Genomic DNA, 12,884 nt, shown 5'->3' with positions numbered 1-12,884 from the left:
CCAGGGCCCTCCCACTCTGCTGACAGCTTGCTGCTGCTCCATACACAGGAATTCACACCGTTGAACGTGTCACAAAAGGCGGCACCCCCGCACGGGTGCCGCCTTTTCTGGTGGACCGGAGCCGCCGCCGATCGGTGAGGGTGGTCGGGTGACAGACGGCGGCTCCGGGGCCTTTGCCCCCTTTCGGGGGTTACCGGTGGTCGCTGCCCTTCGACCGCGACGCCGCCCGGCCCGCCTCCAGGCGCGCCACCGGGATCCGGAAGGGGGAGCAGGAGACGTAGTCCAGACCCACCTCGTGGAAGAAGTGGACCGACTCCGGGTCGCCGCCGTGCTCGCCGCAGACACCGAGCTTCAGGTCGGGACGCGTGGCGCGGCCGGCCTGCGCGGCGGCGGCGACCAGGGAGCCGACGCCGTCCTTGTCGATGGTCTCGAACGGGGAGACGCCGAAGATGCCCTTCTCCAGGTAGGCCGTGAAGAAGCTGGCCTCGACGTCGTCGCGGCTGAAGCCCCACACGGTCTGGGTCAGGTCGTTGGTGCCGAAGGAGAAGAACTCCGCGGCCTCGGCGATCTGGCCGGCGGTCAGCGCGGCGCGCGGCAGCTCGATCATGGTGCCGATCGACAGCTTGAGCTTGGCGCCGGTGGCCGCCTCGACCTCGGCGATGACCTGGTCGGCCTCCTCGCGGACGATCTCCAGCTCCTGGACGGTGCCGACCAGCGGGATCATGATCTCGGCGCGCGGGTCGCCCTTGGCGGCCTTGCGCTCGGCGGCGGCCTCGGCGATGGCGCGGACCTGCATGGTGAACAGGCCGGGGATGACCAGTCCGAGGCGCACCCCGCGCAGGCCCAGCATCGGGTTCTGCTCGTGCAGCCGGTGCACGGCCTGGAGCAGGCGCAGCTCGTTCTCGTGCGGCTCCTGGCGGGACTCGGCGAGCGCCACGCGCACCGACAGCTCGGTGATGTCGGGCAGGAACTCGTGCAGCGGCGGGTCGAGGAGGCGGACGGTGACCGGGAGGCCGTCCATCGACTCGAAGAGCTGGACGAAGTCCTGCTTCTGGAGCGGCAGCAGCTCCTTCAGGGACTCCTCGCGCACCGCCTCGGTGTCGGCCAGGATCAGCCGCTCGACCAGCTCGCGCCGGTCGCCGAGGAACATGTGCTCGGTGCGGCACAGGCCGATGCCCTGGGCGCCGAACCGGCGGGCGCGCAGCGCGTCCTCGGCGTTGTCGGCGTTGGCGCGCACCCGCAGCCGGCGCTTGCGGTCGGCGAAGGCCATGATCCGGTGCACGGCCTCGACCAGCTCGTCGGCGTCCTCGGCGCCCGCGTGCATGCGGCCCTCGAAGTACTCGACGACCGGGGAGGGCACGACCGGCACTTCGCCGAGGTAGACCTTGCCGGAGGAGCCGTCGATGGAGACGACGTCGCCCTCCTCGACGACGTGCCCGCCGGGCACGGTCATCCGGCGGCGCTTGGTGTCGACCTCCAGCTCCTCGGCGCCGCAGACACAGGTCTTGCCCATGCCGCGCGCGACCACGGCCGCGTGGGAGGTCTTGCCGCCGCGCGAGGTCAGGATGCCCTCGGCGGCGATCATGCCGTCCAGGTCGTCCGGGTTGGTCTCGCGGCGGATCAGGATGACCTTCTCGCCGGACCGGGACCACTTGACGGCGGTGTACGAGTCGAAGACGGCCTTGCCGACCGCGGCGCCCGGCGAGGCGGCGATGCCCCGGCCGACCTGCTCGACCTTCGCCTCGTCGTCGAAGCGGGGGAACATCAGCTGGGCGAGCTGGGCGCCGTTGACCCGCTGGAGGGCCTCGGCCTCGTCGATCAGGCCCTGGTCGACGAGCTGGGTGGCGATGCGGAAGGCGGCGCCCGCGGTGCGCTTGCCGACGCGGGTCTGGAGCATCCACAGCTGGCCGCGCTCGATGGTGAACTCGATGTCGCACAGGTCCAGGTAGTGGTTCTCCAGCGTCTCCATGATCTGCATCAGCTGGTCGTACGACTTCTTGTCGATCCGCTCCAGCTCCGCCAGCGCGACGGTGTTGCGGATGCCGGCGACGACGTCCTCACCCTGGGCGTTCTGGAGGTAGTCGCCGTAGACGCCCTGGTGGCCGCTGGCGGGGTCGCGCGTGAAGGCGACACCCGTGCCGGAGTCGGGGCCGAGGTTGCCGAAGACCATCGAGCAGACGTTGACGGCGGTGCCGAGATCGTGCGGGATGCGCTCCTGGCGGCGGTAGAGCTTGGCGCGCTCGCCGTTCCAGGACTCGAAGACCGCCTTGATGGCGAGGTCCATCTGCTCGCGCGGGTCCTGCGGGAAGTCCCGGCCGGCCTCGGTCTTGACGATCTTCTTGAACTTGGTGACGAGCTTCTTGAGGTCGGCGGCCTCCAGCTCGGTGTCGACCGCGACCTTCTTGGCCGTCTTGGCCGCCTCCAGCGCCTCCTCGAAGAGGTCGCCGTCGACGCCGAGGACGGTCTTGCCGAACATCTGGATCAGGCGGCGGTAGGAGTCCCACGCGAAGCGGTCGTCGCCGGCCTGCTTGGCCAGGCCCTGCACCGACTTGTCGGAGAGGCCGATGTTGAGGACGGTGTCCATCATGCCGGGCATGGAGAACTTGGCCCCGGAGCGCACCGACACGAGGAGGGGGTCGTCGGCCTGGCCGAGCTTCTTGCCCATCTTCGCCTCGAGGGCGTCGAGGTGCGCACTCACCTCGTCACGCAGTGCCGCGGGCTCCTCGCCGCTGTCGAGGTAGGTCTTGCAGGCCTCGGTGGTGATCGTGAAGCCGGGCGGGACCGGGAGACCCAGGTTGGTCATCTCGGCGAGGTTGGCACCCTTGCCGCCGAGGAGGTCCTTGAGGTCCTTGTTGCCCTCGGTGAAGTCGTAAACGAACTTCGCTGCGTTCGCTACCTGGGGATCTTTGTTTTCCGACACGGGTCTCGACTCCTCGAGGACGCGGTGGCTGCCCTGACGGCGAGGAATGTACCCAGATCAAAGGCACCTGGGTACGTCCACTTGCGCGTCATGCGCCCGTAACCACTCGTCCGCCAGCGGATCGAAAGTCAAGGCTTGGCAAGCGACCGACCGCTTGTGTTTTCACTTCTTGAACGCGCTGACTCTCGTACGCGCACTTTGTCGCTCACATGAGCGCCATTCTCCACGTATGAGTTCGCTCGCTGAACGATCAACGCGTGGCACTCAGTGCCACACCTTGGAGAAGTGGAGTCGCCCACAATCCGCTCATCTGAGCGCAGCTCTTATCAGAGGTGGCGAGAATCACGCTCCCACAGGCCGCCGGATTTCACCATGCGGACCGGCGGACGGACCCGGTGAACGGACGGCCCGCGGCGGACGTACGAGAGTCCGGCGGGTCCCGGCCCCCTCGCCGGGGCCCGCCCTCCACCGGGTTTCGTACGGAAGGACCTTCGGGTGCCCGTCATCACGCCTTTTCGCCGGCCGCCGCGGCTCCCGGACGACGCTCCCGACGACCCCGGCACCCCCGGCGCGGCCGGTCCCGCCCCGCTGGAGGCGCTCAGGGCCCGGCTCGCCCACTGGCGCTCGTGGCGCACCCGGCGCCCGCGCGCCGCGCTCGCCGTCCGCCGGGTCACGACGGCCTTTTCGGCCATTCTGGTTCTCGGCGCCCTCCTGCTGCCCAACACCCTCGTCGCCCTGGAGCCCAACCGCTTCGCGCGGCTCCCGGGGGAGGCGGTCGTCGCGGCGGTGCTGCTGCTCTGCCTGCCGCGTGTGCCGCGCCTGGTGGCGGCGGCGCTGTTCGGCACCGCCCTCGGGGCGCTGACCGTGCTGAACCTGCTCGACATGGGCTTCACCGAGTACCTGGGCCGCAGTTTCAACCTGGTCCTGGACTGGGGCCTGCTGGACGACGCGCAGTCCTTCGTGGCGGACTCGATGGGCGGGGCGGCGGCGACCTGGGCCGCGGTGGGCGCCGTCGTGCTGGCGGTCCTGCTGCTGGTGCTCATGGCGCTGGCGGCGGTCCGGCTCGGCGAGCTGCTCGCCGCGCACCGGGAGCGGGCGGCCCGGGGCGCGCTGATGGCGGCCACCGTGTGGATGACCTCCGCGGCGCTGGGCGTGCAGACCTTCGGCGTACCGGTCGCCACCACGAGCGCCTCCAAGGCGGCCCGGGCCCAGGCGCACCGGGTGGTGGACACGCTGCGGGACGAGGCGGCCTTCGCGAAGGAGGCGAAGGCGGACCGCTTCGGCGCCACGCCCGGCGACCAGCTGGTGCCGGACCTGCGCGGCAAGGACATGATCTTCACGTTCATCGAGAGCTACGGCCGCAGCGCGATCGAGGACCCGGTGATGGCACCGGGTGTCGGCCGGACGCTGGACGCGAGCACCGCGTCGCTCGCGAAGGCGGGCTTCCACGCCCGCAGCGGCTGGCTGACGTCGGCGACCTACGGCGGCAGCAGCTGGCTCGGCCACTCCACCTTCCTGTCCGGCCTGTGGGTGGACAACCAGCAGCGCTACCGCACCGTCACGTCCGGCGACCACCTCACCCTCACCAAGGCGTTCGCGAAGACCGGGGACTGGGACACGGTCGGGGTCATGCCCGGGGTGCAGAAGGCCTGGCCGGAGGCGGACTGGTACGGCCTGGACAAGGTGTACGACGCCTTCGACGTGGGCTACCGGGGGCCCAAGTTCAGCTGGTCCACGATGCCCGACCAGTACGCGCTGGAGGCGTTCCAGCGCCTGGAGCACGGCAGGAAGCGCGACCGGCCGCTGATGGCGGAGGTCATCCTCACCTCCAGCCACCAGCCCTGGGCGCCGATCCCGCGGATGGTCGGCTGGGACGAGGTCGGCGACGGGTCGGTGTACGACGGCATCGAGGCGTCGGGCGTCAAGGCGTCCGACGTCATCACGGACTCCACCCGCTCCAAGGAGGAGTACGGCAGGTCGATCCAGTACTCGGTCACCAGCCTCACCCAGTGGCTGGAGCGCTACGGCACCGACGACACCGTCCTGGTCTTCCTCGGCGACCACCAGCCGCTGGCCCGCGTCAGCGGCGACGGCGCGAGCCGGGACGTCCCGGTGTCGATCGTCGCCAAGGACCCGAAGGTGCTCGACGCGATCGACGACTGGGACTGGACGGAGGGCCTCGAACCGGCGAAGGACGCCCCGGTGTGGCGGATGAGTTCCTTCCGGGAACGCTTCCTGACGGCGTACGGCTCGGTCCCGCACCCCACCGGGGCCGGGGACTGATCGGCGGCCGTCAGCCGCCGGAGGTGTCCAGCTCCGCGTCCTCGCCGATGCCCGCGCAGTCGTAGGGGTCCTTCAGCCAGCCGTCCGGGAGGACCACCCGGTTGTTGCCGGAGGTGCGGCCGCGGGGGCCGTCGGCGCCGGTGGGCCAGGGCTGGTCGAGGTCCAGCTCGTCCAGTCCGGCGCGCAGCGCTGCCAGCGAGGAGGTGATCGCGAGCCGCTTGCGCATCTCGGAGCCGACGGCGAAGCCCTTGAGGTACCAGGCGACGTGCTTGCGGAAGTCGATGACGCCGCGCGCCTCGTCGCCGATCCACTCCCCCAGCAGCGTGGCGTGCCGCACCATCACGTCGGCGACCTCGCGCAGGGTGGGCCGTACGAAGGAGTCGGTGCGGCCCTCGAAGGCGGCGACCAGGTCGGCGAAGAGCCACGGCCGCCCGAGGCACCCGCGCCCGACCACGACGCCGTCGCAGCCGGTCTCCCGCACCATGCGCAGCGCGTCCTCGGCGCACCAGATGTCGCCGTTGCCGAGGACGGGGATCTCCGGGACGTGCTCCTTGAGGCGGGCGATGGCGTCCCAGTCGGCGGTGCCGCCGTAGTGCTGGGCGGTGGTGCGCCCGTGCAGCGCGATCGCGCTCACGCCCTCCTCGACGGCGATGCGGCCGGCGTCCAGGTAGGTGAGGTGGTCGTCGTCGATGCCCTTGCGCATCTTCATGGTGACGGGCAGGTCACCGGCGCCGGTGACGGCCTCGCGGACGATGGCGCGCAGCAGGTTCCGCTTGTACGGCAGCGCCGAGCCGCCGCCCTTGCGGGTCACCTTCGGCACCGGGCAGCCGAAGTTCAGGTCGATGTGGTCGGCCAGGTCCTCCTCCGCGATCATGCGGACGGCCTTGCCGACGGTCACCGGGTCGACGCCGTACAGCTGGATCGAGCGCGGGGTCTCGGTCGCGTCGAAGTGGATCAGCTGCATGGTCTTCTCGTTGCGCTCGACCAGCGCCCGGGTGGTGATCATCTCGCTCACGAACAGGCCCTTGCCCCCGCTGAACTCCCTGCACAGGGTGCGGAAGGGCGCGTTGGTGATCCCGGCCATCGGGGCCAGCACCACGGGCGGCGCGACGGTGTGCGGGCCGATCCGCAGGGGCGCGGCGGTGCGGTCGGGGGCGGGCGTGGTGAGCGTGGACATTCCCCCATTGTCACGCACGCGGGGAGATCATGTATCAGTCATTAGTTAGTCGCACTATCGAAATGCGCGTACGATGGAGTTCATGCCCGAGCTGACCCATCGCCGCCGCATGCTCGTGCTCGCCATCTGCTGCATGAGCCTGCTGATCGTGAGTATCGACAACACGATCCTCAACGTCGCCCTCCCCTCCATGCAGCGCGACCTGCACGCGAGCACCTCAGGCCTCCAGTGGGCGATCGACGCGTACACGCTGGTGCTGGCCGCGCTGCTGATGCTGTCCGGCTCCACGGCCGACCGGATCGGCCGCAAACGGGTCTTCATGACCGGTCTGGTGCTCTTCACCCTCGGCTCGCTGCTGTGCTCGCTGGCCCCGGACCTGTCTTCGCTCATCGTCTTCCGGATGATGCAGGCGGTGGGCGGTTCGATGCTCAACCCGGTGGCGATGTCGATCATCACCAACACCTTCACCGACCCGCGCGAGCGCGCCCGCGCGATCGGTGTCTGGGGCGCGGTGGTCGGCATATCCATGGCCGCGGGGCCGCTGGTGGGCGGGGTGCTCGTGGAGTCCGTCGGCTGGCGCTCGATCTTCTGGGTCAACCTGCCGGTGGGCCTGGCCGCCCTCCTGCTCACCCTCCGCTTCGTCCCCGAGTCCCGCGCGCCGAAGGCCCGTCGGCCCGATCCGCTGGGCCAGCTGATGGTGATCGTGCTGTTCGGTTCCCTGACGTACGCGATCATCGAGGCGCCGAACGCCGGGTTCACGACCGTGCTGCCCTTCGCGGTGCTGGCCCTCGCCGCGCTGATCGGCCTCCTCGTCCACGAGCCCCGTCGCACCGACCCCCTGGTCGAGCTGCGCTTCTTCCGGTCGGCGCCGTTCAGCGGGGCCACGGTGATCGCGGTCAGCGCCTTCGCCGCGCTGGGCGGCTTCCTGTTCCTGTCCACGCTCTACCTCCAGAACGTGCGCGGACTGAGCGCCCTGGAGGCCGGCCTGTGGATGCTGCCGATGGCCGTGCCGACCTTCCTGTGCGCCCCGCTCTCCGGGCGCCTGGTCGGCAGCCGGGGACCGCGCCTGCCCCTGCTGATCGCGGGCGGCGCGCTGACCGTGAGCGGCACGCTGTTCGCCGCCTTCGAGGCGGAGACCTCCGACGTCACGCTCTTCGTCGGCTACGTCCTGTTCGGCATCGGCTTCGGCTTCGTCAACGCGCCCATCACCAACACCGCGGTCTCCGGCATGCCCCGCGCCCAGGCCGGGGTCGCGGCGGCCGTCGCCTCCACCAGCCGCCAGCTGGGCCAGACGCTCGGCGTGGCGGTGGTCGGCGCGGTCCTGGCGGCGGGCGTGAACGCCTCGTCGTACCGCGACACCTTCGTCTCCGCCGCCCGCCCCGGCTGGTGGATCCTGGCCGCCTGCGGCCTCGCGGTCCTCGTCCTGGGCGCCGTCACGAGCGGCCGCTGGGCCCGCGGCACGGCGGAACGGACGGCCGAGCGCCTGGAGTCGCCGGAGGTGCGGGAGGCGGCGCGGACGGGGGCGTGACGGCTCCTCAGACGTAGTCGAAGTACCGGTCGGCCCAGACCGCCCGCATGTCGCCGTCCTCGTCGTCCTCGCCGTCCTCGCCGTCCTCGCCGTCCTCGTCGTCCTCGTCGTCCCCGCCGCCGTACCCGAGCGCCGCGAGTGTCTCCACGAAGAGCCGTCCGTGACCGCGAACCTTCCGTACGCACTGGTGTCCTGATACCGGCCGACGCTGCCGGACGGCCCGAACCGCCGCTCCAGGGCGCCCGTGAGGAGGGCGAAGCGGCGGGCGGTGGCCTTCGCGTCGAAGTCCCGGGGCCGTTCCCGGTGGTCCGGGTCGTCGTGTTCGCTCAGCAGCGTCCGGATCTCGTCCAGGGGGAGCACGCACACGCCTTTCGGCCGACGACGGCGGACCCGCGCATCATCCCGTCGCGCCCTGCTGCCCCGCACCCGGTTTCGGCACCGGCAGCCGCTCCGCCACCTTCGGCCAGTACTTCACGATCGCGTCCTCCACGCCCGGCAGCGCCCGCTGGCCCGCCAGGGCCAGCGCGATCGCCGCGGCCACGCCCGTCCACGCGACCGGGCCCAGCGGGGTGCAGCCGAAGAGGCGGCTGGCGCCCGGGGTCTGGACGAGGGCGACCAGGGCGGCGGCCGAGCCGAGGGACGTGACCTGCACCAGGCGGCTGTCGCGGCGGTCGGCGAGGGTCTGGGCGAGCTGCGTGCCGACGACGGCGCACAGGGCCATGGTCGTCGAGCGGCGCCGCGTACCCGGCGTGAAGCGGCCGAGCAGCCAGGCCGCGGTCGCCCCGAGCGCCGTGGTCAGGGCCCGGTGCCGGATCTGCCGGATGAGGGGCTCGCCCAGCACCGCCGTGCCGAGCGGCGCGCCCGCGTCGGCGGCCTCCTGCTCCGGGTCGCCGGTCTTCGTCACCGCGACGGCCATCGCGGGGAACAGGTCGGTGAAGAGGTTGACCAGCAGCATCTGGCGGGTGGACAGCGGGGCGGCGCCGCCCAGCACCGTGCCGAGGATGCCGAAGCCGACCTCGCCCGCGTTGCCGCCGATCAGGATGGCGATGGCGTCGGCGACGCTGTGCCACAGCGCCCGGCCCTCCCGCACCGCCTCCACCAGGACCAGCAGGTCGTCGCCGGTCACCACCAGGTCGGCGGCGTTGCGGGCGGCGGCCGAGCCGCGGGCGCTGATGCCGACGCCGATGTCGGCGGCCCGGATCGCGGCGGCGTCGTTGGCTCCGTCGCCGACCATGCCGACGACCCGCCCGGCGTCCCGCAGCGACTCGACGACCTGGAGTTTCTGCTCGGGCGCCACCCGGGCCACCACGTCCGCGTCGCGCAGCATCCGGGAGCGGACGGTGCGGTCGGCGGCGGCGAGTTCGTCGCCGGTGACCACGACCGCGTCCTCGGGCCAGCCCAGGTCGACGGCGATGGCGTGGGCGGTCTGCGGATGGTCGCCGGTCAGCACCACGGGCCGTACGCCCGCCTCGCGCAGCCCGCGCACCAGCGCCGGGGAGGTCTCGCGGGGCACGTCGGCGAGCGCCAGCAGTCCGGTGAACTCCAGCTTCGACGGCGGCTGTTCGAGCACGTCGGCGGCCTTCTCGCCCCTCGCCAGGGGCCGCCGCGCCACGGCGATGATGCGCAGTCCGTCGCGGGCGAGGCGCTGCGCCACCTCGGCGGTGTGCGCGGGCAGGTCGGCGCAGGCGGGCAGCACCGTCTCCGGGGCGCCCTTGACCACCAGCGCGGCGGGGCCGGTGCCGCCCTCGCGTCCGACGGCTGCGGCGTAGCCCCGGGAGGTCTCGAAGGGCAGGCCCTCCTCCTGCGTCCAGCCGGGGTCGTCCCCGGCCGCGTCCAGGACGGCCTCGTCGGTGGCGTGGGTGGGCCGGGCGCCGTCGCCGTTCAGCCGGGGGCAGGCGCGGGCGGCGGTCCGGACGGCGTCGGCGGTCTCCGGGTCGCCCACCCGGCGGACGGTGCCGTCGGGGCCCGCGACCCGCGACAGCCGCAGCCTGTTCTCGGTGAGGGTGCCCGTCTTGTCGAAGCAGACGGTGTCCATCCGGCCGAGCGCCTCCAGGGTGCGCGGGGTGCGCACGAGGACGCCCCGGCGGCTGAGCCGGCGGGCCGCCGCGAGCTGGGCCACGGTCGCCACCAGCGGCAGTCCCTCGGGGACCGCGGCCACCGCCACCGACACGCCGCCGGCGACGGCCTGCCGGATCGGCGCCCCGCGCAGCAGCGACAGCCCGGTCACCGCGGCGCCGCCCGCCAGGGTCAGCGGCAGCGCCTTGCGGGTCAGCTCCTGGAGCCTGGCCTGCACCCCGGCCGCCGACGGCGTACGGGCCGCCAGCGCGACCGCCCGCGCCGCCTCGGTGTGGTCGCCGGTGTCGACGACGACGGCCCGGGCCCGCCCGGCCACCACGGTGGTGCCCTCGAAGACCATGCAGTACCGCTCGGCGACGGGGGCGCGGGGGGCCGGGTCCACGCACTTGTCCACCGGCAGCGACTCACCGGTCAGTGCGGACTCGTCCACCTCCAGGCCGTCCTCCCACAGCAGCCGGGCGTCGGCGGGCACCACGTCGTCCGCCTTCAGTTCGATCACGTGACCGGGGTGCAGCTTGGCCGCGTCCACGATCCGCGGCTCGCCCTGCCCCTGGGTCCCCCCGGCACCCTCCGCACGGTCTCCGACCGGCACCGAAACCCCGCCGGTCCGCGACGGGCCTTCCCCGGCCGGGACCGAGGGCCCGCCGCCGTCCGGTCCGGGCCGCGTGCCGTCCGGACCGGGCCGCGTGCCGTCCGCCGGGGCTCCGCCGTCGCCGGGCCGCCCCGGTCCGGGACTCTCCGCCAGGCGGGCCTTCTGCTTCTGCTCCGCCAGCAGCCCGGACAGCGCCCGTTCGGCGCGCAGCCGCTGGAAGCCGCCGACCAGGGCGTTCAGGTCGAGGGCGCCGACGACGAGCAGCGCGTCCACGACCGACCCGAGGATGGCGGATGCGGCGGAGCCGACCGCGAGCACCGGGGTGAGCGGGTCGTCCAGCTCCCCGCGTACGGCGCGGGCCAACTGCCACGACCAGCGGACCGGCGCCAGCACGGGCACCCGGCCCGCCCGGTCGGCGGCCGCGCGCAGCCGGGCGGTGGCCTGTTCCACGACGGTCGGCTCGGGCTCGCGCTCCCGCTCGAGACGCTCCCGTACGTCGTCCGGGTCGAGCGCGTGCCACGCCACCCGGGCCCGGGGGTGCGGGGCGCGGGCCATCGCCACGCCGATCGCGGCCCGCGTCCCGGACAGCAGGGCCAGCGCCGCGCTCGCGTCCACCGGCGCGTGCCGCATTCCCAGCAGCGACGACACGCCGCCCCGGCTCCTGCCGCGCGCCTCGCCGACCGCCACCAGCAGCCCGGACAGCGCGGCACCCGACCTGGCCAGCGTCTGCGACCGGCGCCCGACCGCGCGGGACACCGGTACCGCCCGCAGCACCCGCCACACGTCGGCGAGCCCCTGCGGTGCGAGGACGTCCGCGCCCCAGGCCACCGGGCAGTCCGCGTCGGCCAGCGCGACGGCCACGTCCCCGGCGAGCAGCCCGGCCGAGACGGAGCCGTCGTCGCCGGGCAGCGGCCGTACGACGGTGATGACGCCGCCCTCGGCGCGCAGTTCGGCCACCACGTCCGCGAGCGGGCGGCGGGCGCCGACGACCTGGTCGGCGAGGCCGGTGAAGTCGGCCAGCGCCGGGTCCTCGACCATGACCACGCGCAGTCCCGCCCGCCGCGCCGCGTCCAGCACGTCCTCGGTCCACGGGTCGGCGCCCGCGTCCGGCACCCGCAGCGCGCTGGGGTGCAGCACGACCGTGCGGGCCATCTCCAGCTGCCGCAGCCGCCCGGGGTCGCGCACGAGCACACCGGTGCGGGACAGCGCGGCGCTCAGTACGGCGTGGAAGGCGGCGGGCCCGTAGCGCGCGGCCTTCGGCGAACCGGCGAGTACCGCCTCCGCCGCCTCGGCCAGGTCGTGCTTGACCAGCAGGGTCGCGGCGGCGCCCGCCACACTGCCCGCGGAGGCGTGGGCGGCGTAGTCCTGGGCCGGGGAGGTGCGCGGCTCCGGACGCAGGGCGGGTACGGCGGGCAGGCTGACCCGGCCGGGGACGCAGAGCTGGTCGTGCACGACCTCGAAGGCGGCTCCCCGGGCCACCGCCTCCGTCAACTGGCAGACGCGCAGCGCCCCGTCGAGCACCAGCGAGGTGGGGCTCTGCCCGGCGCCGTGGACGGCGGCGTTGGCGGCGGCCAGCGCCACGTCCATGCGGTGGTCGCCGAGCCGCTCGCGCAGCCAGGCCCGGAAGGCCGGGTTCTCGCGCAGCAGCGTCGCGACGGCGGTGACCAGGCGGGGCGAGGGCGGCAGCCGCAGCCGCGCACCGGTCACGGCGGCGGCGATGCCCAGCACGTCGGCACCGAGCACGGCCGCCGCGACCCGCACGGGGGCCGGGTCGCCGGGGTGGTCGGGCTCGTCCACCGGGTCGGCCGCCGGGCCGTCCGAGGCGGCGAGGTCGGTCTGGTCCACGCGGGTGAGGCCGTGGCGTTCGGCGAGTTCGGCGGCGTGGTCCACGACGCGGTCGGTGAGCGTGTCCTCGGTCGCGGTCACCACCAGCCGGGCCAGGCCGGTGTCCCAATAGGCGAGCAGGACGTCCGGGTGCTCGGCCAGTGCCGCCGCCACCCGGCGCGCCACCCGCTCCGTACCGCCCGCCCGGCGCACCCGCTCCGTGGCGGCCGGGCGCAGCGCGAGGTGCGCCCGGGGTCCGGCCCGCCAGTCCCGTGCTCCGCCGGGCAGCGCCGCGCGGGCCACGCGGGCCGCCCGGGCCGCGAAGTCGGCGCCGCGCACCCCGGCCCGCGCGGTGCCCGCCGCCGCACCGGCCGCGGCGCCCACGGCGGGCGCGGTGCCGCGCGCGAGGAGCCGGGGGCCGGCCAGCACCAGCCCCGTGACGGCGTCCTGGGAACGCGTCAGCAGTCCACCGACCATGGCGCTC

Annotated in this window: 6 protein-coding genes; 2 read left to right on the top strand and 4 right to left on the bottom strand. The window is 73.7% G+C overall.

The genetic code is table 11. The features are described from left to right. Window positions 1-190 precede the first annotated feature (190 nt). On the bottom strand, window positions 191-2,920 hold the full coding sequence (ppdK, locus tag B9W62_RS26235; protein WP_087809460.1) for a pyruvate, phosphate dikinase: 2,730 nt from the start codon (window positions 2,918-2,920) through the stop codon (window positions 191-193). 495 nt (window positions 2,921-3,415) lie between these two features. On the opposite strand from ppdK, the gene B9W62_RS26230 reads away from it, so the two are divergent. Beyond that, window positions 3,416-5,203 carry an alkaline phosphatase family protein gene (locus B9W62_RS26230; protein WP_087809459.1) on the top strand — a complete coding sequence of 596 codons (1,788 nt, stop codon included), beginning with the start codon at window positions 3,416-3,418 and terminating at the stop codon, window positions 5,201-5,203. A gap of 10 nt (window positions 5,204-5,213) precedes the next feature. Here B9W62_RS26230 and dusB read toward each other — a convergent pair whose 3' ends face one another. Further along, on the bottom strand, window positions 5,214-6,380 hold the full coding sequence (gene dusB, locus B9W62_RS26225; protein ID WP_087809458.1) for a tRNA dihydrouridine synthase DusB: 1,167 nt from the start codon (window positions 6,378-6,380) through the stop codon (window positions 5,214-5,216). An 82-nt stretch (window positions 6,381-6,462) separates the two neighbouring features. Between dusB and B9W62_RS26220 the strand changes: the two genes are divergently transcribed. Then, complete coding sequence (locus tag B9W62_RS26220; protein WP_087812114.1) at window positions 6,463-7,908, top strand: MFS transporter; 1,446 nt, start codon at window positions 6,463-6,465, stop codon at window positions 7,906-7,908. Window positions 7,909-7,915: 7 nt separating this feature from the next. Here the strand turns inward: B9W62_RS26220 and B9W62_RS40305 are convergent, their stop codons facing one another. Together B9W62_RS40305 and B9W62_RS26215 are read right to left on the bottom strand one after the other, a co-directional pair. After that, a complete protein-coding gene (locus B9W62_RS40305; protein WP_179235676.1) occupies window positions 7,916-8,056 on the bottom strand; it encodes a hypothetical protein in 141 nt (46 codons plus the stop codon). A gap of 249 nt (window positions 8,057-8,305) precedes the next feature. Beyond that, the gene (locus B9W62_RS26215) at window positions 8,306-12,877 is read right to left on the bottom strand and encodes a cation-translocating P-type ATPase (RefSeq protein ID WP_087809457.1); all 4,572 of its coding nucleotides are present in this window, start codon (window positions 12,875-12,877) and stop codon (window positions 8,306-8,308) included. Window positions 12,878-12,884 lie beyond the last annotated feature (7 nt).

Source organism: Streptomyces sp. CS113, from assembly GCF_002188365.1.
In the GTDB taxonomy this organism is placed as follows: Bacteria; Actinomycetota; Actinomycetes; order Streptomycetales; family Streptomycetaceae; genus Streptomyces; species Streptomyces tendae.
The sequence above is the reverse complement of the archived record's forward strand: the minus strand, read 5'-3'. Positions and strand labels throughout refer to the sequence as shown.

What these genes read in the sequence shown, in the direction of transcription:
- dusB (WP_087809458.1), bottom strand. Translation starts at nt 6,380, where the DNA reads ATGTCCACGCTCACCACGCCCGCCCCCGACCGCACCGCCGCGCCCCTG.
- B9W62_RS26220 (WP_087812114.1), top strand. Translation starts at nt 6,463, where the DNA reads ATGCCCGAGCTGACCCATCGCCGCCGCATGCTCGTGCTCGCCATCTGC.
- B9W62_RS26215 (WP_087809457.1), bottom strand. Translation starts at nt 12,877, where the DNA reads ATGGTCGGTGGACTGCTGACGCGTTCCCAGGACGCCGTCACGGGGCTG.